The sequence below is a fragment of the Azospirillum soli genome (assembly GCF_017876165.1).
In the GTDB taxonomy this organism is placed as follows: Bacteria; Pseudomonadota; Alphaproteobacteria; order Azospirillales; family Azospirillaceae; genus Azospirillum; species Azospirillum soli.
Map to the genome: position 1 here is coordinate 101,174 of NZ_JAGINQ010000015.1, position 23,437 is coordinate 124,610.

Below are 23,437 nucleotides of genomic sequence, written 5' to 3' on the forward strand. Positions count from 1 at the left end.
TGCACCCCGGTCACTCCCGCAATTCGGCCAGCAGTTCCGGCGTGTCCACGTCGTAAAGGATGCCGGCGTCCTCCACCGGCACCTCCACGACCTGCTCCGCATAACGGCCGATCAGGCTCTTGGCGCCTGTGTCGCCGGTGAGCGTCGCCATCTCCGCGAAGAAGCTGCGGTCCCACAGCACCGGATTGCCGCGCTTCCCGTGAGTCACCGGAACGCAGACCGCACGCCCTTCGGTCGGGTTGTAGGCGGCGATCAGCCGGTCGATGGCCGCCGGCGTGACGCGCGGCATGTCGCCCAGGCAGACCACCACGCCGTCCACATCCGCCGGCAGGGCGGCCAAGCCGGCCCGCAACGACGCGCTCAGCCCCTCGCCGAAAGCCGGATTTTGGACCAGCGTCAGAGGCCGCCCGGCCAGCGCCGCCGACACCGCCTCTGCCTGATGGCCGGTCACCACGACCACCGGCCGCGCCTGCGATTCCAGCACCGCTTCCACGGTCCGCACGACCAGCGGCTTTCCCCCCACGTCGGCCAGCAGCTTGTTGGTGGCGCCCATGCGGCTCGACCGTCCGGCGGCGAGCACCAGCGCGGCGATGCGCGGCGCGCGCGGCACCTCGACCGGCGCGGCTCCGGCGCGGGGCAGGGGGCGGCTGGGGATCTCGGCCAGCAGGCCGCCGACGCCCATGCGCATCACATCGGCGCGCGTCACCGGCACGCCGGCCGCCACGCGCTGAAGCACCCAATCGAAGCCGTTCAGCTTGGGCGAACGTGCGCAGCCCGGTAGCCCCAGCACCGGCCTATGCCCAATCCGCGCCATCAGCAACAGGTTGCCCGGATCGACCGGCATCCCGAAATGCTCCACCGTGCCGCCCGCCCGCTCGATGGCCGAGGGCAGCACGTCGCGCCGGTCGGTGATCGCCGACGCCCCGGCGATCAACAGCAGGTCCACCGGCCCGACGGACGCGATGGCATCGGACAACGCGGCTTCGTCGTGCTCGCAACGGGTCTCGGTTTCCAGATGCCCGCCCAGCGCCTCCAGCCGCTCCCGCGTCACGCCCACCGTCTTGTCGAGCACGCTGTCCTTCACGCCCGGCAGGCGCGTCTGGATCAACGCGGCCGACAGTGGACGGAAGCTTGCCACGCGCAAGGGCTCGGCCTCCGCCTCGGCAGCCTCGACGCAGGCGTGCGGGGCGGCGAAGGGAATGATCTTCACCGTCGCGACCATCTGCCCCGGCTCGACCGACGCGAAGGCCGGCAGGGTGGCGACGGTCACGCTCTCGTCGACCAAATTGATCGCATCGATGCGCGTGGAATCCAGGACCAGCAGGCCACGCGTCTCGGCGAACAGATTGACGCGGCCGGTGAAGGCCGCCCCCGCCTTCACGTTCTCGCCGGTCAATGCGTTGGCGACGCGCGTTGCCGCCGCATCCTCGGCGACGTCGCCGTTGCCCAGCTTCGCCGCGACCACCGTGTCGAAGCCAGCCTCGCGCAGGGCGGACAGGTCCTCGGCGCTCAGCACCCGGCCCTTCTTGAAGCTGACGGGGCCACGGCGCACCGAATGCGCCAGGATGGCGCCCTCGGCATCGTCCAGCGGCAACGGGCCGAAGAACATGGAGACCTCCCTATGCCGCGCTCCCCTTGCGGCGCACAGCGGTGATCTGGGCCATGACCGACACGGCGATCTCGGCGGGCGTCACCGCCCCGATGTCTAGCCCGACCGGCGCGTGAATGCGGGCCAGTTCGGCATCACGGAGGCCCTCTTCCTTCAACCGTTCCAATCGCTTGGCGTGCGTTCTTTTGCTGCCGAGTGAACCGACGTAAAAGGCCGGCGAGCGCAGCGCCACCAGCAGCGCCGGATCGTCCAGCTTCGGGTCGTGGGTCAGCGTGACCACCGCCGTGCGCGAGTCGATCTTCAATTGCGTCAGCGCTTCGTCCGGCCAGGCGTCGTTCAGCGTCACGCCGGGAAAGCGCGATTCGGTGGCGAAGGACCCGCGCGGGTCGATGACCGTAACCGCGTAGCCGGTCAGCGCGGCGATCGGTGCCAGCGCCTGCCCGATGTGCACCGCCCCGACCACCAGCAGCCGCAGCGGCGGGTTGTGGGCGTGCACGAACAGGCGCAACCCCTCATCGTCTTCCGGATCGGTGATCAGGCCGGAACGGTCCTGGCGCAGGCGCTCGCGCACCTTCGTCAGCAGATCGTCCTCCAACCCAAATCCGCCATGCACGGCGTCTTCGAAAACAAGGGTTTGCAGGCCGCTGTTCAGATCCGTGACGAGCGCCACGGGGATCGAATCCGCTTTCGCCGCCAGCAGCCGGTCGAGGATATCCTGCTTCATTCCACCGCCTCGACATAGACCTGCACCTGACCGCCGCAGGCCAGCCCGACTTCCCAGGCCATTTCGTTGCTGACGCCGAAGGACAGCAGGCGCGGCTCGCCGTCCTCCATGGTCTTTCGCGCCTCGTGCACCACGGCGCCCTCGATGCAGCCGCCAGAGACGGAGCCGACCATGGCCCCCGCCTCGTCCACGGCCATCTGGCTGCCCACCGGCCGGGGCGACGAGCCCCAGGTGGCGACCACCGTCGCCACGGCCACCTTGCGCCCCTCGGCACGCCAGCCGGCGGCCTGTTGCAGAATGTCGTCGGTCATGCCGCCTCCCTCAGCCACTTGCGCAGCCCCTCCGCCCGCCGGGGGCCTTCGCGGTTCAGCGCGTCGGCAAGCCCGGCCAGACTGTCCAGATTGTGCACCGGGCGGAAATCGTCCACATGCGGCAACAGCGCCCGGATGCCCGAAGATTTCGGTGCGAACCCCTCCCAGCGCAACAGGGGATTCAGCCAGACGAGCCGCCGGCAGCTTTTGTGCAGCCGATCCGCCTCCGCCGCAAGCCCTTCGCCGGCGTCCCGGTCCAGCCCGTCGGTGATCAGCAGCACCACCGCCCCCTGTCCCAGCACCCGCCGCGCCCAGGTCCGGTTGAAAGCGTGCAGCGCCGAGCCGATGCGCGTGCCCCCCGACCAATCCTCCACCGCCGCCGACACGGCATCCAGCGCCACGTCCACGTCCTTGTGCCGCAGATAGCGCGTGATGTTGGTCAGCCGTGTCCCGAACACGAAGCTGTAGACCCGGTCGCGGTCGTTGGTCACTGCGTGCATGAAGTGCAGCAGCATCCGCGAATAGCGCGTCATAGAACCGGAAATGTCGCACAGCACCACCAGCGGCGGCGGCCGGGTGCGCCGCTTCCGCCGCGCCAGCTCCGCCAGATCGCCCCCCGACCGCAGCATCCGCTGCAGCGTCGCGCGCGGGTCCACGCGCTCGCCCCTTGGGTCGGTGCGGTAGCGGCGTGTCGCCGCCTCCGCCACCGGCAGAGCGATGCGGGCGAGCATCTGCTTGGCCTGCGCCAACTCCTCGGTGGACATCTTCTCGAAGTCCTTGGCCTGCAACCGCTCCTGGGCGGAGACGGTGAAGGCGGCGTCCACCTGGATTTCGGTCTTCTCCGGCCCCTCGACCTCCGGGCTGCTGCCCTTCAGCGCCTCGGCGACACGCCGCGACAGTTGATCCCGGTCGGTCGGCATCTCCGTCCGGATCGTCGGCAGCATCAGTCCCATCATCCGCTTCAGGATGTCCGGGTTGCGCCAGAAGACGTGAAAGGCTTGGTCGAACACCTCGCGCTGGTCGCGCCGGTTCACGAACACCGCGTGCAGCGCCCAATAGAAGTCCGTCCGGCTGCCGACCCCGACCGCCTCAACCGCTTCCACCGCCTGCAACACCTTCCCCGGCCCGACCGGCAGGCCCGCCGCCCGCAGCGCGCGGGCGAAGTGCATGAGGTTGACGGCAAGTCCGCGTTCGCTGTCGGTCATCGTGCCGTGGTCGCGGCCAGTTCGGTCTTCACCAGGGTCAGAATGCGCGCCGCCTCGCTGCCCTGGATGCGGGCGATGTCGTCCTGGTACTTCAGAAGCGTGCCCAACGTGTCGTTGATGGTCGTCGGGTCCAGTTCTAGTTGGTTCAGCTCGACCAAGGCCTGCGCCCAGTCCAGGGTCTCCGCCACGCCCGGCGCCTTGTAGAGATCCATCCCCCGCAAGGTTTGCACGAAGCCCACGACCTGCGCCGCCAGCCGCGCGTCCGCCCCCGGCGCCTTGACCTTCAGAATGGCGCGCTCCCGTTCCGCCGAGGGGTAATCGACCCAGTGGTAAAAGCAGCGCCGCTTCAGCGCGTCGTGGATCTCGCGGGTGCGGTTCGAGGTCAGGATGACGATGGGCGGTTCCGGCGCGCGGATCGTGCCGAATTCCGGGATGGTCACCTGGAAATCGGACAGGACCTCCAGCAGATAGGCCTCGAACGGCTCGTCCGTGCGGTCCAGCTCGTCGATCAGCAGCACCGGCGCACCCGCCAAGTCCGGCTCCAGCGCCTGCAACAGCGGCCGCTTGATGAGGAACCGTTCGGAGAAGATGTCGGCCCCCAGCGTGTCCCGGTCGCGATCCCCCGCCGCCTCCGCCAGCCGGATTTCCATCATCTGCCGGGCGTAGTTCCACTCGTAGACCGCCGCCGCGACGTCCAGTCCCTCGTAGCATTGCAGCCGCACCAGCCGCCTCCCCAGCGTCGCCGACAGCACTTTGGCGATCTCGGTCTTGCCAACGCCGGCCTCGCCCTCCAGGAACAGTGGGCGCCGCAGCTTCAGCGCGAGGTACAGCGCGGTGGCCAGCGACCGGTCGGCGACGTAAGACCCGCGCGACAGCAGGTCCAGCGTGGCATCGACGGAGGTGGGGAGGGAGTTGGGCATGCGACTCACAGCTTTTCTTACAAACCCCTCGCCCGGCCCCGCCGGGAGAGGGAGGGGGCCACGGCAAAGCCGTGGGAGGGTGAGGGCAGGGATTCTCGGGAAAGCCTTGCCCTCACCCTAACCCTCTCCCGCCGCGGGCGGGAGAGGGGACTTATGTTCTCTCACCCACAGGCCTCGACCGCCCGTTTCGCCATCACCGTGACGAGGTGCGCGCGGTAGTCGGCGCTGGCGTGGATGTCGGCGTTCAGGCCGTCCGCCCCCACGGCGATGCCGTTCAGCGCCTCGGCGCGGAAGTCCTGGGCCAGCGCCGTCTCCATGTCGGTGGCGCGGAACACGGACGGGCCGGCACCGGTCACCGTCACGCGCACCTCATTCCCGAACCGCGCCACGAACACGCCGACGATGGCGTAGCGGCTGGCGGGGTTGCGGAACTTGGCGTAGGCGGCCTTGTCCGGCTTTTGGAAGTGCACCGCCGTCACGATCTCGCCGGGCTCCAGCGCCGTTTCGAACATGCCGGTGAAGAAGTCGTCGCCCGCGATCTCCCGCCGGTCGGTCTTCACCGTTGCCTTCAGACCGACCACGGCGGCGGGATAGTCGGCGGATGGGTCCGCGTTGCAGATCGACCCGCCCAGCGTGCCCATGTTGCGCACCTGCCGGTCGCCGATGCCCTCCGCCAGATCGGCCAGCGCCGGGATGACGCGGCGGACCACGTCGGAATGGGCGACCTCCGCGTGCCGGGTGAAGGCGCCGATGGCGATGCCACCGGCTTCCTCGCAAATGCCCTTGATGTCCGGGATCTGGCCCAGGTCGATCAGGTCGGACGGCCGGGCGAGCCGCTGTTTCAGCGTCGGCAGCAGCGTCTGGCCACCGCCCAGGATCTTGGCGTCCTCGGACTGGCCCAGCAGGGCGGCCGCGTCGGCGAGTGTCTTGGGACGGTGGTATGTGAACTCGTACATCCGTTCTTCTCCTTCACTCGGCGATCATTCGGCGGCCGCTTGCGCCGGGGTGGCCCGGCGAATGGCCTGCCACACCTTTTCCGGCGTGGCGGGCATGTCGATGTGCGTGACGCCGTAGTCGCTCAGTGCGTCCACCACGGCGTTCATGACGGCGGCCGACGCGCCGATGGTCCCGGCCTCGCCGCAGCCCTTGACGCCCAGCGGGTTGTGGGTGCAGGGCTGGTCCTCATGATAGCGCACCGTGAAGGACGGCACGTCGTCCGCCCGCGGCATGCAATAGTCCATGTAGGATCCGGTGATCAGCTGGCCCGAATCCTCGTCGTAGACGCAGTTCTCGTACAGCGCCTGCCCGATGCCCTGGACCAGCCCGCCGTGCACCTGCCCCTCGACGATCAGCGGGTTGATGACCCGGCCGAAATCGTCCACGGCGGCGAAGCTCGCCACCTCCACCACGCCGGTCTCCGGATCGACCTCCACCTCGCAGACGTGGCAGCCGTTGGGGTAGGTGAAGTTCTTCGGGTCGTAGAAGGCCTGCTCGTCCAGCCCCGGCTCCAGCTCGTCCAGCGGGAAGTTGTGCGGGACGTAGGCTTGCAGAGCGATGTCGCCGATCGACAGTGACTTGTCCGTGCCCGCCACGACGAAGCGGCCGTCCTTCACCTCGATGTCGGTCTCGGCGGCCTCCAGCATGTGGGCGGCGATCTTCCGCGCCTTGCGCTCCACCTTGTCCATGGCCTTGACCAGCGCCGACCCGCCGACCGCCAGCGACCGCGACCCGTAGGTTCCCATGCCGAACGGCACCTTGGCGGTGTCGCCGTGCACGATCTCCACATTCTCGATGGGGATGCCGAAGCGCTCCGCCACGATCTGCGCGAAGGTCGTCTCGTGACCCTGCCCATGGCTGTGCGATCCGGTGAAGACCGTCACCGAGCCCGTGGGGTGGAACCGCACCTCCGCCGACTCGTACAGGCCGGCCCGCGCGCCGAGCGCGCCGGCGATGTTGCTGGGCGCGATGCCGCAGGCCTCAATGTAAGTGGCGAAGCCGATGCCGCGCAGCTTGCCGCGCCGGGCCGATTCGGCCTTGCGCGCCGCGAAGCCGTCGTAATCGACCAGGGGCAGGGCGATTTCCAGATTCTTGGCGAAGTCGCCGGTGTCGTATTGCAGCGCCACCGGGGTCTGGTAGGGCATCGCCTCGGCCGGGATGAAGTTCCGCCGCCGGATCTCCGTCTTGTCGATGCCGGTTTCCTGCGCCGCGATCTCGACCAGCCGTTCGATCAGATAGCAGGCCTCCGGCCGCCCGGCGCCGCGATAGGCGTCCACCGGTGCCGTGTTGGTGAAGACCGCCTTCACCTCGGCGTAGATCGCAGGCGTCTTGTACTGCCCGGCCAGAAGCGTGGCGTAGAGGTAGGTCGGCACCGAGGGCGCGAAGGTGGACAGGTAGGCACCCATGTTCGCGATGGTCGAGACCTTCAGCGCCAGGAAATGCCCGTCCTTGTCCAGCGCCAGTTCGGCGTGGCTGACGTGGTCGCGTCCGTGCGCGTCGGACAGGAAACTTTCCGACCGGTCCGCCGTCCACTTCACCGGCCGCCCGACCTTGCGCGCCGCCCAGGTGACGATGGCCTCTTCCCCGTAATGGAAGATCTTGGAGCCGAAGCCGCCGCCCACGTCCGGCGCCACGACGCGCAGCTTGTGTTCCGGAATGCCCAGCACAAAGGCGCCCATCAGCAGCCGGATGACGTGCGGGTTCTGGCTGGTGGTGGTCAGCGTGTAGTCGCCGTTCGCCGGATCGTATTCCCCGATGGCCGCGCGCGGCTCCATGGCGTTGGGAATTAGCCGGTTGTTGACCAGATCGAGCTTGGTCACATGCGCCGCCTGGGCGAAGGCCGCATCCGCCGCGGCAAGGTCGCCCAGATGCCAGTCGTAGCAGACGTTGCCCGCCGCGTCGTCGTGCACCAGCGGGGCGCCCTCGGCCAGCGCCTTCCGCGAGGTGGCGACCGCCGGCAGTTCCTCGTAATCGACCATCACCAGTTCGGCCGCGTCCCTGGCCTGCTCGCGGCTCTCGGCGATCACGATGGCGACCGGGTCGCCGACGTAGCGCGCGCGGTCGCGGGCCAGCGGGAAGTGCGGCGGCTCCTTCATGGGCGAGCCGTCCTTGGAATGGATCTGCCATCCGCAGGGCAGGCTGCCGACCTTGTCGACCTCCATGTCGGCGCCGGTCAGCACGGCGATCACGCCGGGCGCCTGCATCGCCTCGGCCGCGTCGATTCCGCCGATCCGTGCGTGCGCGTAGGGCGACCGAACCAGCACCGCGTGGGTCTGGTTCGGCCGGTTGATGTCGTCGGTGTAGGTGCCGCGCCCAGTCAGAAAGCGGGCATCCTCGCGGCGGCGCACGGAAGCGCCGATGCCGTTGGGGTTCGCCATCTCGGTACTCCTCCCATCGGAACGGTTTTTCTTTATTCGATCATTCGAAACCCTGACGAAAGGCCGCCTTGCCCGGCGGCTTCTATTCGGCGGCCACCTTGGCGCCGCTGCCGTGCATCGCCTCGGCCCCGGCCTTCACCGCTTTCACAATGTTGTGATAGCCGGTGCAGCGACAGATGTTGCCCTCCAGCCCTTCGCGAATCTCCTGCTCGGTGGGGGAGGCGTTGTCCTTCACCAGATCGATGGCGCTCATCACCATGCCCGGCGTGCAGAATCCGCACTGCAACCCGTGATGCTCGCGGAACGCCGCCTGCATCGGGTGCAGTGTGCCGTCGCTCGCGGCCAGCCCCTCGATGGTGGTGATCTGCGCGCCATCGGCCTGGGCCGCCAGCATGGTGCAGGCCTTGACCGAGCGGCCGTCCACATGGACGACGCAGGCGCCGCACTGGCTGGTGTCGCAGCCCACATGCGTGCCGGTAAGCCCCAGATGTTCGCGCAGGAAGGTGACGAGCAGGGTACGCTCCTCCACCTCGCGCGAGACCGCCTTGCCGTTGACGGTCATGGAAACGGTGCACGGCATTCGGTGTCCTCCCGAATCGTATTTATATGCCGGTCTCGGTTTTATATGCCGGTCTCGGTGTCTCTTGAATTATGCCCGACGACCGATCCGCACAAGGATAGGGTGTTGCGCCCCCGTCCGGTCAAGGCGGCGTTTAGCCCACCCCCCGAAAGGAGTGGCCTATCCAATGGCGCAGGTCCGCAAAGGCAGGCCAATGGAGCAAACCCGCGAAGGCGGACCAACGGCACAGGGTCGTCTTTGCGGATCCTACGGACTGGCGCGGTTTCCCGCATCACGATACAGTCACACCCAAACGCGCGGAAAAACACCGCGCAACAAGAAGCAATCCCAAGGGAGGGTTCCCCGATGAAGCGTATTCTGGCAGCACTCGGACTCTGCGCGTTCGTGGCGGCTCCGGCCAACGCGGAACAGTTCGTGACCGTGCTCACCGGCGGCACCAGCGGCGTCTACTACCCGCTGGGCGTGGCGATGTCGAACGTCTACGGCAAGGCGATTCCGGGTGCCAAGGTCACCGTGCAGGCGACCAAGGCGTCGGTCGAGAACCTGAACCTGCTTCAGGCCGGCCGTGGCGAGATTGCCTTCACGCTCGGCGATTCGCTGAGCCAAGCCTGGAAGGGCGACGAAGAAGCCGGCTTCAAGGCCAAGCTCGACAAGCTGCGCACCATCGCCGCCATCTACCCGAACTACATCCAGGTCGTCGCCAGCAAGGAGTCGGGCATCAAGACGCTGGCCGACCTGAAGGGCAAGCGCGTGTCCGTCGGCGCGCCGAAGTCGGGGACGGAACTGAACGCGCGCGCCGTCTTCGGCGCCGCCGGCCTGACCTACAAGGACTTCGCCAAGACCGAGTATCTGCCCTTCGCCGAATCGGTGGACCTGATCAAGAACCGCCAGCTCGACGCGACGCTGATCTCCGCCGGCCTCGGCGTGGCGGCGATCAAGGATCTGTCGGCTTCGCAGGACATCACCATCGTGTCGATCCCGGCCGACGTGGTGGAGAAGGTGGGCGATTCCGCCTACATTGCGGAGACGGTTCCGGCCAACACCTACAACGGCCAGACCGAACCGGTGCCGACGGCGGCGGTGCGCAACCTGCTCGTTACCCATTCCGGCGTGTCGGACGACGCGGCCTACGCCATGACCAAGGCGGTCTTCGAGAATCTCGACGCGCTGGCCGCCGCCCATGTCGCCGCCAAGCAGATCAAGCTGGACGCCACGGCGCTGAAGTCGCCGGTTCCGCTGCACCCCGGCGCCGTGAAGTTCTACAAGGAAAAGGGCCTGATGTAAGCGCGCGCCAAATCGGACCCGTTCCATGACCGCGCCCGCTCAAGAGGCGGACACCAAAATCCGCCAGGCGATCGACCGCGAGAATCCGTCCACGGTGGTGGCCTTCGAAGGCATGGCCGGAAAGGCCGTCTTCGCCATCGCCGTGGCCTTCTCGATCTTCCAGATCTGGACGGCGGCGTTCAACCCGCTGTCCAGCATCGTCGTCCGCTCCGTCCACGTCGGCTTCCTGCTGTTGATGACCTACGCCCTGTTCGGCTTTCGCCAACGTGGGGAACGGCGGAGCGTGCCCTGGTACGACTGGCTGCTGGGCCTGACCGGCTTCGGCATCGGCCTCTACCACTACGTCTTCGAAACCGACCTGATCCTGCGCTCCGGCGACCCGAGCACCACCGACCTGATCGTCGGCGCGATCGAGGTCGCGCTGGTGTTCGAGGCGGCGCGGCGCATCATGGGCATCGTGCTGCCGATCATCTGCGGCATCTTCATCCCCTACGCCCTGTTCGGCCGGCACTTGCCCTTCGGTCTGGCGCATCGCGGCTACGACATCGATCAGGTGATCGACACCCTGTTTCTGTCCACCGAGGGCATCTACGGCACGCCCACCTTCGTGTCGGCGACCTTCATCTTCCTGTTCATCCTGTTCGGCGCCTTCCTGGAACGCGCCGGCATGATCAAGCTGTTCAACGACGTGTCGCTGGGCATGGTCGGCCACGCCAAGGGCGGGCCGGCGAAAGTGGCGGTCATCTCGTCGGGCTTCATGGGGACCATCAACGGCTCCGGCGTCGCCAACGTGCTGACCACCGGCCAGTTCACCATTCCGCTGATGATGCGTTTCGGCTACCGCCCGGCCTTCGCCGGTGCTGTGGAGGCGACCGCCAGCATGGGCGGGCAGCTGATGCCGCCGGTCATGGGCGCAGCCGCCTTCATCATGGCGGAGACCATCGGCGTCCCCTACAGCGAGGTCGCTATCGCCGCGGCCATCCCGGCGATCCTCTATTTCGGCAGCGCCTTCTGGATGGTCCATCTGGAGGCCGGCAAGCGCAACCTCGTCGGCCTGCCCAAGGACCAATGCCCCAGCGTTTCCCGCGCGCTGGTGGAGGGCTGGTACCTGCTCCTGCCGCTGGCGGCGCTGGTCTACCTGCTGTTTTCCGGCTTCACGCCGTTGTTCGCGGGCGTCATGGGCATCGCCGCGACCGTTGCGCTGATCCTCGGCACGCGCGTTGCCGGCGGCATCGGCCCGACGGCGTTGCGCGTCGTCTTCTGGATCGCTCTGGGCCTCGCCGCCGCCGGGCTGTGGCGCCTGGGCCTGCGGACGGAGCATGTGGCCTTCGCCATCGTCGGCCTGCTGATCCTGCCCTGCCTGATCTTCAAAGGCGGGCGCGAGACGCTGGCCCTGCTGGTGCAAAGCCTCGCCGACGGCGCCAAGAACGCCGTGGGCGTGGGTGTCGCCTGCGCGCTGGTCGGCGTGCTGATCGGCATGCTGACCTTGACCGGTCTGGCCTCCAGCTTCGCCGGGACCATCGTGGAGTTGTCGGGCGGCAACCTGCTGCTGGCGCTGGTGCTGACCATGCTGGCCTGCATCGTGCTTGGCACCGGACTGCCGACCACGGCCAACTACATCATCACGGCGGCCATCGCGGCGCCGGCCCTGTTGCAGATGGGCGTGCCGTTGATCGTTTCGCACATGTTCGTCTTCTACTTCGGCATCATGGCCGACCTGACGCCGCCGGTGGCGCTGGCGGCGCTCGCCGCCTCCTCCATCTGCCGGGCGAACCACCTGGACATCGGCTTGATCGCCACCCGCATCGCCATGGCCGGCTACGTCGTGCCCTTCATGGCGGTCTACGATCCGGCACTGGTGCTGCAAACCTCCGATCCGCTGGCCGTGGCCTATGTCGTCACCAAGGCCTTCGTCGCCATCGGCCTGTGGGGGGCGGCCACCATCGGCTTCTTCTGGACGCCGCTGAACTGGCCGGAGCGCATCTTCGCGACGGTGGGCGCCTTCCTGTTTGTGCTGGCCCTGCCGCTCACCGACGAGATCGCTTTCGCGATGGCGGCGGCTTTCGTGCTGTGGCAGCGCTACCGCCTGCGGGGAATGCGCGGCGCCCAGTCAGCTGCATGAAGTTCAGCAGCATGAAGCCGGCGGCATGAGCGCCGGCATCTGCCTGATGGCGCTCGGCGGGGCGGTCCTAGCCGCCCTGCCGGGGCCCTCCTTAACCCTGGCCTGGACCCACTCCATTGAAAAGACCGAATGGCGGGAGGAATGGCGCGCCGAAGCCGGCCGCCTCGTGCCGGTCGAGGCGCGCGTGAAGGGCACCGGCGCCGGCATGGAACCGCCGCCGCAGGCCTGCCTGTCCGACGGCTGGCTGGTCTGGACCCCGGACCTGCCGCCGCAGGCCGAAATCGTTCTGGCGGCGTCCTCCTTCACCGGCGACCACACGCTCTGCGCCGGAAGCCGATGTCGGCCGCTGTCCGACTGGACCGGCGCCCGCCCCGAAGGACCCATCACGATAATGGTTTGCCCGTAGACCTTTCCGGCTTGGCTTCAGCTTCATCGCGACGCATACTTTGGACCCTCACCAATTCCCGATCCCGTTTGGCTGATTTTCTCGAAATGACAAAAGCTTGCGCGCCCCGCCCGATCCTCGCCGGCCTGTTCGCGGCGCTCACCACCGCCGTCCTGCCGGGCTTGGCCTTCGCAGCGGAGGCCGCCGGGGCGCCGCATCTCGACGGGGGGGAGCTCAGCGCGCTCTGGGTGGTGCCCTTCGTCGGGATCCTGCTGTCCATCGCGCTGTTGCCGCTGATGGCCCCGAACGTCTGGCATCATCATTTCGGCAAGATCTCCGCCGGCTGGGCGCTGGCCTTTCTGGTTCCCTTCGCCGCCGTCTTCGGCCCCGGCCTGGCGCTGTACGAGCTGCTGCACACGCTGCTTCTCGAATACATCCCCTTCATCGTCCTGCTGACCGCGCTGTTCACCGTGGCGGGCGGCGTGCGGCTGGCCGGCTCGCTCGTCGGCACGCCGCTGGCGAACACGGTCGGCCTCGCGCTCGGGACGGCGCTGGCGAGCCTGATGGGCACGACCGGCGCCTCGATGCTGCTGATCCGCCCGCTGCTGCGCGCCAACGAGCATCGCAAGCACAAGGTCCACACCGTTGTCTTCTTCATCTTCCTGGTGTCGAACGTCGGCGGCTCCCTGACTCCGCTGGGCGATCCGCCGCTGTTCCTGGGCTTCCTGAAGGGCGTCAGCTTCTTCTGGCCGACCACCCACCTGTTCTGGCCGATGGTTCTGGTGGCCGGCTGCCTGCTGGCGATCTACTTCGTGCTGGACCTCTATCTGCACACCAAGGATCCCGGCAAGCACCCGCTGATCGAGGGCGTGCACGAACGGGAGCCGGTGCGCATCGAAGGTGCGGTGAACCTGCTTCTGTTGGTCGCCATCGTCGGCGCCGTGCTGCTCAGCGGCGTGTGGCATCCGGGCGTCGGGGTCACGATCTACCACGTGCATGTGCCGCTGGAGACCATCGTCAGCCAGGGCCTGCTGATCCTCATCACTGCCCTGTCGCTGAAGCTGACCAGCCAGCAGAGCCGCCGCCTGAACGCCTTTACCTGGGGACCGATCCTGGAGGTGGCGAAGCTGTTCGCGGCGATCTTCCTGACCATCATCCCGGCCATCGCCATCCTGCGCGCCGGCACGGACGGGGCGCTCGGCGCCATCATCACCGCGGTGAACGAGGGCGGGCAGCCGAACCCGGCCGCTTATTTCTGGGCCACCGGCATCCTGTCCAGCTTCCTCGACAACGCGCCGACCTACCTGATCTTCTTCAACACGGCCGGCGGCAACGCGGGCGTGCTGATGAGCGACCTCGCGGTCACGCTGACGGCCATTTCGGCGGGTGCGGTGTTCATGGGCGCCAACAGCTACATCGGCAACGCGCCCAACTTCATGGTCAAGGCCATCGCCGAAGAGCGCGGCGTGAAGATGCCCAGCTTCTTCGGCTACATGGCCTGGTCCTGCGCCTTCCTGGTGCCGCTGTTCGTCCTGACGACCTGGGTCTTCTTCCTGTAAGGCCCCCCGGCGGCTGACCGGACAGCGGTCCTTAACCCTGTCCGGTCAGCCGCCCGTCAGGCGGCCTCCGCGACTCCGCGCCGGACCAGGGAGGCCGCCTTCAGCAGAACCTCCGGCCCGGCGCCCGGCCGATGGGCGTTCTCGCTGATGTGCCGCCGCCACGCCCGCGCGCCGGGCAGTCCCTGGAACAGGCCCAGCATGTGGCGGGTGATCGCCGACAGGGGCGTGCCCTTCGACAGCCGGTCCTCCACATAGGGGATCATCGCCTCGACCACCGCCTGCCGGTCCGGCCCCGGCTCGCCGCCGAAGAAGCGGCGGTCGGCGTCGGCCAGGATGTAGGGCGTCTCGTAGGCCGCGCGGCCGATCATCACGCTGTCCAAATCCGCCAGATGCTCGGCCGCCTCGTCCAGCGTGCGGACGCCGCCGTTGATGGCGATGGTCAGATGCGGGTACTCCGCCTTCAGCCGGTGCACGAGGTCGTAGCGCAGCGGCGGAATGTCCCGGTTCTCTTTGGGGCTCAGGCCTTTCAGCCAAGCCTTGCGCGCGTGCACGATGAAGTGCGTGCAGCCCGCCGCCGAAACCGTCCGAATGAAGTTGTCCAGCGTCGGCCATTCCTCCATCTCGTCGATGGCGATGCGGGACTTCACGGTGACGGGAATGGAGACCGCCTCGCGCATGGCGCCGACCAGCCTCGCCACCAGATCGGGTTCGGCCATCAAGCAGGCGCCGAAGCGGCCGGACTGCACGCGGTCGCTGGGGCAGCCGACGTTCAGGTTGACCTCGTCATAGCCCCATTCCTCGGCGATGCGCGCCGCCGCCGCCAGCTCTCCCGGCTCCGACCCGCCCAGTTGCAGCGCCACCGGATGCTCCGCCGCGTCGTAGCCCAGCAGCCGTTCCCGGTCGCCGTGCAGCACGGCCCCGGTGGTGACCATCTCGGTATAGAGCAGCGTGTTCTTCGACAGCAGGCGATGGAAGGTCCGACAATAACGGTCAGTCCAGTCCATCATCGGTGCAACGCTGAGAGGAATAGCGGTCATGCGCGGAGAAAACCTTGGTCCTGATCCCAAACGCCCTCATTTGGACGAGTGCGGCCGGGATGGCAATCCCCAATCCCCTGATCCCACCCCATGTCCTAGAGTTAAGCCGAAGACCGCGAAAGGACCCGACCCATGACGACGCAATCGCCCACCGGCTTCGACCTGTCCCCGCCGACCGTGGAACAGCGCCGGCATTTGGAATCCCGCCTGACGCACGAGGAAAGGGCCGTCCTTCTCGAACATGGGACGGAGGCGCCCCACTGCGGCACCCTCCTCGGCAACAAGGAACCGGGGACCTACTGCTGCAAGCTGTGCGGTCTTCCCCTGTTCAAGGCCGGTACGAAGTTCGAATCCGGCACCGGCTGGCCCAGCTTCACCGCACCCTACGACAACGCCCATGTGAAGCTGCGGCAGGACACCAGCTACGGCATGACCCGCGTCGAGATCCTCTGCGCCCGCTGCGGCAGCCACCAGGGCCACGTCTTCCCGGACGGGCCGCCGCCGACCGGCATGCGCTTCTGCATCAACTCCATCTCCCTCAACTTCGTCGCGGAGGGTGAAGCCCTGCCGAAGACGGTGGCGGAATACGAATGACGACTCCCATTTCCATCCTCGACCTCGCGCCGGTGCCGAAGGGCTTCACGCCGGCCGATGCGCTGCGCAACACGCTCGACCTCGCCCAGCACGCCGAGCGTTGGGGCTACCAGCGCTATTGGCTGGCCGAGCATCACAACATGGTCGGCATCGCCAGCGCCGCGACCTCCGTGGTCATCGGCCATGTCGCCGCCGGCACGAAGACGATCCGCGTCGGGGCCGGCGGCATCATGCTGCCGAACCACTCGCCCCTGGTGATCGCGGAGCAGTTCGGCACTCTGGAATCGCTGTTCCCCGGCCGCATCGACCTCGGCCTTGGCCGCGCTCCCGGCACCGACCAGCTGACCCTGCGCGCACTCCGCCGCGACCCTTCGGCGGCGGAGAACTTCCCGCGCGACGTTCTGGAACTGCAAGCCCTCCTCGGCCCGGTGCAACCCGGCCAGCGCATCCAGGCCGTGCCCGGCGCCGGCCTGAACGTCCCGCTCTGGATCCTGGGATCGAGCCTGTTCGGCGCGCAACTCGCCGCCAACCTCGGGCTGCCCTACGCCTTCGCCTCGCACTTCGCGCCGGAGGCGCTGATGTCGGCCCTGCACGTCTACCGGGCCAACTTCACCCCGTCCGAGCAGCTTGACCGCCCCCACGCCATGGTCGGCCTGAACGTCATCGCTGCCGACACGGATGCGGAGGCGAAGCACCTCTTCACCTCGGCGCAGCAGTCCTTCGCCAACCTCGTGCGCGGCACGCGCGGCCAGCTGCCGCCGCCCATCGACGACATCGAAAGCTACTGGTCGCCAATGGAGAAGGCGCAGGCGTCGGGCATGCTGGCCTGCTCCTTCGTCGGCTCGGCGGAAACCGTCCGCGACGGCCTGCGCCGCTTCATCGCCGACACCCAGGCCGACGAGCTGATGGTGGCCTCCGCCATCTACGACCACGCCGCCCGCCTGCGCTCCTACGAAATCCTCGCGGAGGTGGCGAAGACGCTTTAACGCCCAACCCCGCTCGGCGCTGCGCGGGAGGTTTCCGCCGTTGCGGCGCCGGTGGAGGCGGGCATCACCTCGCCCTCGATCGGTCGCTTCAACACGATGAGCGCCACCGTCGTCACCAGGGTCCCGGCCAGGATCGCGATCACATAAAACCCCAGCGGCGCCACCGCGTTCGGAATCGCCAGCACGAACACCCCGCCGTGCGGCGCCCTGAGCCCGCAGCCGAACCACATGGACAAGGCTCCGGCCACCGCCGACCCCGCCACGGCCGCCGGAATTACTCTAAGGGGGTCCTTGGCCGCGAAGGGAATGGCTCCTTCCGTGATGAAGGCAAGGCCGAGGACGCCCGCCGCCTTGCCGGCCTCACGCTCCTGCGCGTTGAAGCGGTTGCGCGCGATCATGGAGGCGAGCGCCAGCCCCAGCGGCGGCGTCATCCCCGCCGCCATCACCGCCGCCATGGGGGTGAAGGTGTTGGACGCCAGCAAGCCGACCGCAAACGTATAAGCCGCCTTGTTGACCGGCCCGCCCATGTCCAGCGCCATCATGGCCCCCAACAGCGCGCCCAGCGCCACCGCGTTCGCCCCGCCCATGCTTTGCAGGAAGCCGGTCAGCCCCGCCATGATCGCCGCCACGGGCGTGCCGATCACATAGACCATCAGCAGCCCCACCACGAGGGTGGCCAGCAGCGGGATGATCAGCACCGGCTTCAGCCCTTCCAGATTCTGCGGCAGCCGGATCGTGTCGCGCAGCCAACGCGCCACGTAGCCGGCCAGGAATCCGGCGACGATGCCGCCCAGGAACCCGGCCCCGATCTTCGCCGCCAGCATCCCGCCGATGAACCCCGGCGCCAGCCCCGGCCGGTCGGCGATCGAATAGGCGATGTAGCCGGCCAGCACCGGCACCATCAGCCCAAAGGCCGCCTCGCCGCCGATCTGCATCAGCGCGGCGGGCAGGGTGCCCGGTTCCTTGAATGCCTCGATGCCGAAGACGAAGGACAGGGCGATGATCAGCCCGCCCGCCACCACGAAGGGCAGCATGAAGGACACGCCGGTCAGCAGATGCTTGTAAGGCCCCGACTGGGCCTCCTTCTGCCGCGTCTTGGCCCCGGCGACCTCGTCCGCATAGCCCGGCGCCGCAGCGGACGCGGCCGGCAAGGCCACCGCCTCGTCGATGACCCGGTTCGCCTGCTTCAACGCCTCACCGACCGAGGTCTTCAGCACCCGCTTGCCGGCGAAGCGGTCGGTCGCGACGTGCGTGTCCGCGCCGATGATGACCGCCTCGGCCTCCGCGATCTCCTCCGGGGTCAGGGCGTTCTTCGCCCCGACCGATCCCTGCGTCTCGACCTTGATGCGGTACCCTTTGGCCTGCGCCGCCTGCTTCAGCGCCTCGGCGGCCATGAAGGTGTGCGCGATGCCCGTCGGGCAAGCGGTGATCGCGACCAGCAGCCCACCCCCAGCGCGCGGGGCGGGGGCGGGGGAGGGCGCTGGCGCGGCGGCCTTCGCCACAGGCGCATGGCCCAGCGCCTCGTCCAGAACGTGATCCGTGTCGCGAATGGCCTTGGCGGTCGTGGTCCGCAGGATCGGCTTGCCGGCGAAGCGGGACTCGTCCACCGCGATGTCGGCGGCCAGGATGACCGAGTCGGCCGCGTCGATGGCCGCGCCGCTCAGCGGCGACCCCACCCCTTGGGCGCCCTGCGTTTCGATGTCGATGGCATGCCCCTTCAGCGCGGCGGTTCGGCGCAGAGCCTCGGCCGCCATGACGGTGTGGGCGATGCCCGTCGGACAGGCGGTGACCGCCACGAGCCTAGCCATATCGAACCTCCCTTTCGCATCCGCTCAAGGCGCCCAAATCCCTCTCCCGCCTCGGGAGAGGGAGGGGCCCACGCGTCAGCGTGGGAGGGTGAGGGGGCCATCAAGAATCAAGGCTTTGATCCTTGGATGCACCGTCACCCGCCCGCTGCGCGGGCACCCTCTCCCGGGACGGGAGAGGAGTTTGGATCACAACGCTTCGACCCTCACCGCTTTCATCAGTTCGGCGATCCGCTCCAGTGACGGCAGTTCCGGCCCCAGCCGCGACAGCGTGCCGGCCGCGAAGGCTGTGCCGCGCCGCGCGCAGTCCTCCAGATCCCCGCCGCTCAGCCGCGCGGCGATCACCCCCGCCACCATGGCGTCCCCGGCGCCGACCGTGCTGGCGACCTCCACCGGCGGAGGCACGGCCAGCAACGCCCGCCCACCCTCGACGAACACCGCGCCCTCGGCCCCCAGCGACACCGCCACCAGCGCAATGCCGGCCTCGCCCAACTCCCGCGCCGCCAGCACCACCTCGTCCCGCCCCGTCAGCGGTCGGCCGAGCAACTCCGACAGTTCATGCACGTTGGGCTTCACCATATCCGGCTTGGCGGTGACTGCATGCCGCAACGGCTCTCCGCTCGCGTCCACCGCCATGAACACGCCGCGCCCGCGCAGGCGGGGGACCAAATCCGCGTAAGCCGTTTCCGGCACCCCCGCCGGCACGCTGCCGGCCAGCACGAAGGTCCCGTTCTGCGTGGCGAGGTCGTCCACGGTGGTCATCAGGCCCCGCCACGCCTCCGCCGGCACATGCAGGCCGGGCAGGTTGATGTCGGTGACCGAGCGGCCCTCGCGGTCCACCACCTTGACGTTGACCCGGCTGTTGCCGGGCAGGCGCAGGCAGCGGTCGCGGATGTGCCGGCGGCGGAACAGCGCCTCGAACACTGAGGCGTTGTCCTCGCCCAGGAAACCCGTGACCGTCACCGGCGCCGGTCCACTGGACAGGAAAGCCGCGACGTTGATGCCCTTGCCACCCGCCGTCCGCGTCTCCGCCACCGCGCGGTTGACCGCGCCCGCCGTGAAGCCCGGCACGTCCAGCGTCTGGTCCACCGCCGCATTCAGCGTGACCGTAACGACGCCCATCGCCTGCGTCATGCCGCCCCTCCCGTCCCTGCGAAGCGTTCACGGACTAGCGCCCGCACCTCCGCCGCGTCGGCGCAATCCAGCGCCTCCCGCGCCACCCGTTCCGCGTCCGCCATGGCGATCCCGCGCAGGCGCGCCTTGACCGAGGGCACGGTGGGGATGGCGACGCTCAGCTCCGCCACGCCCAGTCCGGACAGCAGCACCGCTCCCGCCGGGTCGCCCGCGATGCCGCCGCAAGCCCCCACCCAGATCCCGGCGCCCTTTGCCGCCGCCACCGTCCGTTCGACCATGCGCAGAACGGCCGGATGCAGGCCGTCCGCCTGTGGGGCCAGCACCGGGTGCAGCCGGTCCATCGCCAGCACATACTGGGTCAAATCATTCGTCCCGATGGAGAAGAAGGCGACCTCGCGCGCCAGCCGGTCGGCCATCATAACCGCCGAGGGCACCTCGATCATAATGCCCAGCTCCACCGGCTCCACCCCGACCTCCCGCCGAACTTCCTCGGTGATCGCCTTGGCCTTCGCCAACTCGGCGGGGGCCGCGATCATCGGGTACATGATGCGCACCGGCCCTTCCGCCGAGGCGCGCAGCATGGCGCGCAGCTGCGTGCGGAACAGGTCTTCCCGCTCGAAGCACAGGCGCACGCCGCGCACGCCCAGGAACGGGTTTGCCTCCGCCGGCATGCGCAGGTACGGCACGTTCTTGTCGCCGCCGATGTCCAGCGTGCGCAGGATGATCGGCAGCCCATTCATCGCCCGCACCATGCTGCGGTACGCCTCGAACTGCTCCTCCTCGTCGGGCGGAAAGTCGCGTTGCAGGAACAGGAACTCCGTCCTCATCAACCCGACGCCCTCGCCGCCGGCCTCCACAGCGCCGGCCGCCTCCGCCGGGTCGGAGATGTTGGCGGCCACCTCCACCCGTTTGCCATCCGTGGTGATGGCCGGCTTGTATCGGTCCAGCCGCTCGGCCTCCCGCCGTTCGCCCACCGCGACGCGGGCCGCGGCGGCGCGTCCCCGGTCGCGGTCGCTGGGGTCCACCACCAGAACGCCGTCGTCGCCGTTGAGGATCGCCTCCCGCCCGTTCTCCAAGTCCAGCACCGCCGGCCCGGACGCCACCACCGCCGGAATGTCCAGCGACCGCGCGATGATCGCCGTGTGCGAGGTCGCCCCGCCGCCCGCCGTGCACAGTCCCAGCACCATGGCGGGATCCAGCTTCGCCGTGTCGGACGGCTCCAGATCCTCGGCCAACAGGATCACGGGATGGTCGGGCAGGGCGGCGACGCTCTCCGTCGCGTCGGCCAGCAGGCGCAGCACCCGACGGCCCACGTCTCGCAGGTCCGCCGCGCGCCCGGCCAGCAGCGGGTCGGCGAGCTGCGCCAGCATGGCCGCGCGCTCCTCGTACACCTCCCGCCACGCCCAACCGGCGCTGGCGCCGGTGTCGATGCGCGCGTGGGCGTCGGCGACCATCTCCGGATCGTCGAGCAGTTCCAAATGCGCCTTGAAGATGGCGGCCTTGGCCGCGCCGGCCTTCTTCCAGAACTCCTCGTGAAGGTTGCGCAGATCGGCCGCCGCTCCGGCCAAGGCCTGATCCAGGCGCACGTGCTGCATCGCCGGATCCGGGGCGGTCTCAGCGACGGTCAGTTCCTCGCGCTGGAACTTCCAGACCGGACCGATGGACACGCCGGGGGAGGCCGAGATGCCGGCCACCACCCGCCCGTCATAGTCCAGATCCACCGGTGCCGTGCGGGACGTTGCGGGAGGTGCCGCTGGCGTCTCGGACGCGGCCGGCTCGTCCAGCCCGGCCTCGAACGCCGCCCGGATCGCCGCCAGCGCCGCTCCGGCATCGTCGCCCGCCGCCGTGATGGTGATCGGCCGCCCGCCCGACACCCCCAGCCGCAGCAGCGACACGAGGCTCTTGGCGTTGCCCACGTCCTCGCCATGACGCACGGCGATCTCCGCCCGGAAGCGCTTGGCCACCTCGACCAGCGCCGTCGCCGGCCGGGCGTGCAGGCCGTGCGGCACCGGCGCCGTGACCTCAATCGACTCGCCGACCACAGGGGCCTGCGTCGTTGTCTCGGAAGTCGCACCGCTGCCGTTCAGCACCGCCATCACGTCGCGGGGATCGCGGGTGGTGCCCAGCCGTTCGGCCTCCGCCGGATTCCCCAGAACGCTGGTCAGCCGTTGCAGAACGGCGATGTGCTCGTCCGACTTGGCGGCGATGCCGACCACCAACCGGGCCGGTTCGCCCGTTCCCCAATCGACGCCTTGCGGGAACTGCACGACCACCACGCCCGTCCGGCGCACCAGATCGCGCGCATCGGGCAGGCCGTGCGGGATGGCGATGCCGCTGCCCAGATAGGTGCCGGCGACATTCTCGCGCCCCAGCATGCTGTCGATGTATCCGGGGTCGATCAGGCCGCTGTCCACCATGGCGCGGCCGGCGATGCGGATCGCCTCCGCCTTGTCCGGCGCCGAGAGCCCAAGGCGCACCTGCGATTCGGATAGCTGGAGCATTCGCCGTCCTCCCCGCTGTGGAGTCCTTTCCGCATGGTAAGGCGCGCGGAGGGCTCTCGTTCAAAGAGCTTCAACGCCGCATTACCGACAACGTTCCTCCCTATTCCTTGTCGCGCGCGCCATCCACGGCGACGTTGCGATCATCCGTGAAGCGGCCATCCTGTCCGGGCTGCGGTTGCGGGCGGTCGCGGTCATCCGTCCCGCGCGTCGGGCCGGCGGTCGCGCTGGTTCCCAAATCCAGAACGCCCTGGGTTCCACCCTCCGTGGCGCCGACATGCGGGCCGCCGCCGGCCTGCGCGCCGTCCTCACCGATGGCAGGCGTGGCGGGGCCGCCGAGCGCCGCCGGATCGATTCCGCCACCGCCGGTGCCGGGCGTCGGGTTCTCCACCGATCCATCCCGCCCGGCTTCCTCGCTGTTGGGAATACCGAGATCGCGTTGTGAATTCGTCTTGTCGGCGCCCATGCCGCTTCTCCTGTCTTGGGTGAATCGAGCCCAAGCGGTTCAACAGGAAAGCGCGAACCCCGTCACATCGAACCAGGCTCCCACGGTATGCCGCAGGTCGCGGCGCCGATCCTCCTCCGGTGCCGGAGCGATGTCCCAATCCCAGCGTCGGTCCGGTGCGGGCAGGGGAATGCCCCAGGTCGAATCCTCCCGTTCCACCACTCGTCCGCCGTCCAGCCACAGGCTCTCGATGTCGGTGAACAGCGCGGCGGTGTGAGCGGTGCGGGCCAGCCACGCCAGATGGCTTCGCGCCAGCGCCTTGGCGAAGGTCGCCCGTTCGGCATCCGGAACATGCGGCGCACGCCGGTCGATGGCGTCCAGCGGCATCAGCGGCAGTTGCGACAGCAGATTGCACGACACCGCGAAGGCGAACCGCCCGCCCGCCAGTTCCGGCGGGTTGGGGGAGGGCAAGTGCCCACCGCTCCGCAGCGTCGCCTCCAGCGGGTCCAGAATCCCGGCCACGTCCAGTTCCACCAAGCGTACGTTGGCGAACCGCCGAACCTCCCGCCGGACCGAGCGGGCGTGGATCACGTCCACCAGCACCACCTCGTCGAACCGTTCCGCCAGTTCGCGCAACGGCACTTCGATGAGCAGGCCCGAGCCGGCGACCAGCGCCCGCCCGCCCCTCGGCGCCCGCTCCGCAGCCTCCGCGACAAAGCGGCGGCAGGCCTCCACATGCGGCTCCCACGCCCTCCGCTGCCGCCGGTATCGCGCGCCGAGCGCCACCGCCTCCGCCAGATAGCCGAATCGACGTGCCAGGGGCGGGCAGGGGGTCGTCAGATACTCGAACGCTTCGCGCAACACG

General features: G+C 68.9%; 20 protein-coding genes. 6 read left to right on the forward strand and 14 right to left on the reverse strand.

The features are described from left to right. Positions 1–10: 10 nt before the first annotated feature. The 8 genes from J2852_RS21670 to J2852_RS21705 form a co-directional block, all read right to left on the reverse strand. Positions 11–1,609: an NTP transferase domain-containing protein gene (locus J2852_RS21670; RefSeq protein ID WP_209879590.1), complete on the reverse strand. Its 1,599-nt coding sequence runs from the start codon at positions 1,607–1,609 to the stop codon at positions 11–13. A 10-nt stretch (positions 1,610–1,619) separates the two neighbouring features. Continuing rightward, positions 1,620–2,333, reverse strand: coding sequence for an XdhC family protein (locus tag J2852_RS21675; protein ID WP_209879593.1), 714 nt, complete (start codon positions 2,331–2,333; stop codon positions 1,620–1,622). Further along, positions 2,330–2,644 carry an XdhC family protein gene (locus J2852_RS21680; protein WP_209879596.1) on the reverse strand — a complete coding sequence of 105 codons (315 nt, stop codon included), beginning with the start codon at positions 2,642–2,644 and terminating at the stop codon, positions 2,330–2,332. The genes J2852_RS21675 and J2852_RS21680 overlap by 4 nt, the downstream gene beginning before the upstream one ends. Beyond that, positions 2,641–3,849: a vWA domain-containing protein gene (locus tag J2852_RS21685; RefSeq protein WP_209879598.1), complete on the reverse strand. Its 1,209-nt coding sequence runs from the start codon at positions 3,847–3,849 to the stop codon at positions 2,641–2,643. Before J2852_RS21685 ends, J2852_RS21680 begins: the two co-directional genes overlap by 4 nt. Further along, positions 3,846–4,769 carry an AAA family ATPase gene (locus J2852_RS21690; protein WP_209879601.1) on the reverse strand — a complete coding sequence of 308 codons (924 nt, stop codon included), beginning with the start codon at positions 4,767–4,769 and terminating at the stop codon, positions 3,846–3,848. The genes J2852_RS21685 and J2852_RS21690 overlap by 4 nt, the downstream gene beginning before the upstream one ends. Before the next feature lie 161 nt (positions 4,770–4,930). Next, positions 4,931–5,725, reverse strand: a complete 795-nt coding sequence (locus J2852_RS21695) for an FAD binding domain-containing protein (protein WP_209879604.1) — start codon at positions 5,723–5,725, stop codon at positions 4,931–4,933. Between the two features lie 24 nt (positions 5,726–5,749). After that, positions 5,750–8,143: a xanthine dehydrogenase family protein molybdopterin-binding subunit gene (locus J2852_RS21700; RefSeq protein ID WP_209879607.1), complete on the reverse strand. Its 2,394-nt coding sequence runs from the start codon at positions 8,141–8,143 to the stop codon at positions 5,750–5,752. Positions 8,144–8,225: 82 nt separating this feature from the next. Then, positions 8,226–8,723, reverse strand: coding sequence for a (2Fe-2S)-binding protein (locus J2852_RS21705; protein ID WP_209879609.1), 498 nt, complete (start codon positions 8,721–8,723; stop codon positions 8,226–8,228). Between the two features lie 345 nt (positions 8,724–9,068). On the opposite strand from J2852_RS21705, the gene J2852_RS21710 reads away from it, so the two are divergent. From J2852_RS21710 to J2852_RS21725, 4 genes are all read left to right on the forward strand, one after another. Beyond that, the gene (locus J2852_RS21710; protein ID WP_209879613.1) at positions 9,069–10,007 is read left to right on the forward strand and encodes a TAXI family TRAP transporter solute-binding subunit; all 939 of its coding nucleotides are present in this window, start codon (positions 9,069–9,071) and stop codon (positions 10,005–10,007) included. A gap of 25 nt (positions 10,008–10,032) precedes the next feature. Next, positions 10,033–12,129 (forward strand): TRAP transporter permease, encoded by a 2,097-nt coding sequence (locus J2852_RS21715; RefSeq protein WP_209879616.1) that lies wholly within the window; start codon positions 10,033–10,035, stop codon positions 12,127–12,129. Between the two features lie 25 nt (positions 12,130–12,154). Continuing rightward, positions 12,155–12,535, forward strand: coding sequence for a DUF1850 domain-containing protein (locus tag J2852_RS21720; protein WP_209879619.1), 381 nt, complete (start codon positions 12,155–12,157; stop codon positions 12,533–12,535). Positions 12,536–12,621: 86 nt separating this feature from the next. Then, positions 12,622–14,073, forward strand: a complete 1,452-nt coding sequence (locus J2852_RS21725) for a sodium:proton antiporter (RefSeq protein WP_209879622.1) — start codon at positions 12,622–12,624, stop codon at positions 14,071–14,073. A 56-nt stretch (positions 14,074–14,129) separates the two neighbouring features. Here J2852_RS21725 and dusA read toward each other — a convergent pair whose 3' ends face one another. Continuing rightward, the gene (gene dusA, locus J2852_RS21730) at positions 14,130–15,110 is read right to left on the reverse strand and encodes a tRNA dihydrouridine(20/20a) synthase DusA (protein WP_209879625.1); all 981 of its coding nucleotides are present in this window, start codon (positions 15,108–15,110) and stop codon (positions 14,130–14,132) included. A gap of 132 nt (positions 15,111–15,242) precedes the next feature. Here dusA and msrB point away from each other — a divergent pair, with 132 nt between their 5' ends. Together msrB and J2852_RS21740 are read left to right on the forward strand one after the other, a co-directional pair. After that, positions 15,243–15,704 (forward strand): peptide-methionine (R)-S-oxide reductase MsrB, encoded by a 462-nt coding sequence (gene msrB / locus J2852_RS21735; protein ID WP_209879629.1) that lies wholly within the window; start codon positions 15,243–15,245, stop codon positions 15,702–15,704. Next, the gene (locus tag J2852_RS21740; protein WP_209879631.1) at positions 15,701–16,690 is read left to right on the forward strand and encodes an LLM class flavin-dependent oxidoreductase; all 990 of its coding nucleotides are present in this window, start codon (positions 15,701–15,703) and stop codon (positions 16,688–16,690) included. Before msrB ends, J2852_RS21740 begins: the two co-directional genes overlap by 4 nt. Here J2852_RS21740 and J2852_RS21745 read toward each other — a convergent pair. The 5 genes from J2852_RS21745 to J2852_RS21765 form a co-directional block, all read right to left on the reverse strand. Beyond that, positions 16,687–18,498, reverse strand: a complete 1,812-nt coding sequence (locus J2852_RS21745) for a PTS fructose-like transporter subunit IIB (RefSeq protein WP_209879634.1) — start codon at positions 18,496–18,498, stop codon at positions 16,687–16,689. The two genes, J2852_RS21740 and J2852_RS21745, sit on opposite strands and share 4 nt — an antisense overlap. 186 nt (positions 18,499–18,684) lie before the next feature. Further along, complete coding sequence (gene pfkB, locus J2852_RS21750) at positions 18,685–19,629, reverse strand: 1-phosphofructokinase (RefSeq protein WP_209879637.1); 945 nt, start codon at positions 19,627–19,629, stop codon at positions 18,685–18,687. Beyond that, positions 19,626–22,130, reverse strand: a complete 2,505-nt coding sequence (gene ptsP / locus J2852_RS21755) for a phosphoenolpyruvate--protein phosphotransferase (RefSeq protein WP_209879639.1) — start codon at positions 22,128–22,130, stop codon at positions 19,626–19,628. Before ptsP ends, pfkB begins: the two co-directional genes overlap by 4 nt. Positions 22,131–22,230: 100 nt before the next feature. Then, the gene (locus J2852_RS21760) at positions 22,231–22,593 is read right to left on the reverse strand and encodes a hypothetical protein (protein ID WP_209879641.1); all 363 of its coding nucleotides are present in this window, start codon (positions 22,591–22,593) and stop codon (positions 22,231–22,233) included. Between the two features lie 39 nt (positions 22,594–22,632). Further along, positions 22,633–23,436 carry a hypothetical protein gene (locus J2852_RS21765; protein WP_209879645.1) on the reverse strand — a complete coding sequence of 268 codons (804 nt, stop codon included), beginning with the start codon at positions 23,434–23,436 and terminating at the stop codon, positions 22,633–22,635. Between the last annotated feature and the right edge of the window lies 1 nt (position 23,437).

Coding starts and splice junctions, on each gene's coding strand:
- J2852_RS21670 (WP_209879590.1), bottom strand. CDS start 1,609: ATGTTCTTCGGCCCGTTGCCGCTGGACGATGCCGAGGGCGCCATCCTG.
- J2852_RS21675 (WP_209879593.1), bottom strand. CDS start 2,333: ATGAAGCAGGATATCCTCGACCGGCTGCTGGCGGCGAAAGCGGATTCG.
- J2852_RS21680 (WP_209879596.1), bottom strand. CDS start 2,644: ATGACCGACGACATTCTGCAACAGGCCGCCGGCTGGCGTGCCGAGGGG.
- J2852_RS21685 (WP_209879598.1), bottom strand. CDS start 3,849: ATGACCGACAGCGAACGCGGACTTGCCGTCAACCTCATGCACTTCGCC.
- J2852_RS21690 (WP_209879601.1), bottom strand. CDS start 4,769: ATGCCCAACTCCCTCCCCACCTCCGTCGATGCCACGCTGGACCTGCTG.
- J2852_RS21695 (WP_209879604.1), bottom strand. CDS start 5,725: ATGTACGAGTTCACATACCACCGTCCCAAGACACTCGCCGACGCGGCC.
- J2852_RS21700 (WP_209879607.1), bottom strand. CDS start 8,143: ATGGCGAACCCCAACGGCATCGGCGCTTCCGTGCGCCGCCGCGAGGAT.
- J2852_RS21705 (WP_209879609.1), bottom strand. CDS start 8,723: ATGCCGTGCACCGTTTCCATGACCGTCAACGGCAAGGCGGTCTCGCGC.
- J2852_RS21710 (WP_209879613.1), top strand. CDS start 9,069: ATGAAGCGTATTCTGGCAGCACTCGGACTCTGCGCGTTCGTGGCGGCT.
- J2852_RS21715 (WP_209879616.1), top strand. CDS start 10,033: ATGACCGCGCCCGCTCAAGAGGCGGACACCAAAATCCGCCAGGCGATC.
- J2852_RS21720 (WP_209879619.1), top strand. CDS start 12,155: ATGAGCGCCGGCATCTGCCTGATGGCGCTCGGCGGGGCGGTCCTAGCC.
- J2852_RS21725 (WP_209879622.1), top strand. CDS start 12,622: ATGACAAAAGCTTGCGCGCCCCGCCCGATCCTCGCCGGCCTGTTCGCG.
- dusA (WP_209879625.1), bottom strand. CDS start 15,110: ATGACCGCTATTCCTCTCAGCGTTGCACCGATGATGGACTGGACTGAC.
- msrB (WP_209879629.1), top strand. CDS start 15,243: ATGACGACGCAATCGCCCACCGGCTTCGACCTGTCCCCGCCGACCGTG.
- J2852_RS21740 (WP_209879631.1), top strand. CDS start 15,701: ATGACGACTCCCATTTCCATCCTCGACCTCGCGCCGGTGCCGAAGGGC.
- J2852_RS21745 (WP_209879634.1), bottom strand. CDS start 18,498: ATGGCTAGGCTCGTGGCGGTCACCGCCTGTCCGACGGGCATCGCCCAC.
- pfkB (WP_209879637.1), bottom strand. CDS start 19,629: ATGACGCAGGCGATGGGCGTCGTTACGGTCACGCTGAATGCGGCGGTG.
- ptsP (WP_209879639.1), bottom strand. CDS start 22,130: ATGCTCCAGCTATCCGAATCGCAGGTGCGCCTTGGGCTCTCGGCGCCG.
- J2852_RS21760 (WP_209879641.1), bottom strand. CDS start 22,593: ATGGGCGCCGACAAGACGAATTCACAACGCGATCTCGGTATTCCCAAC.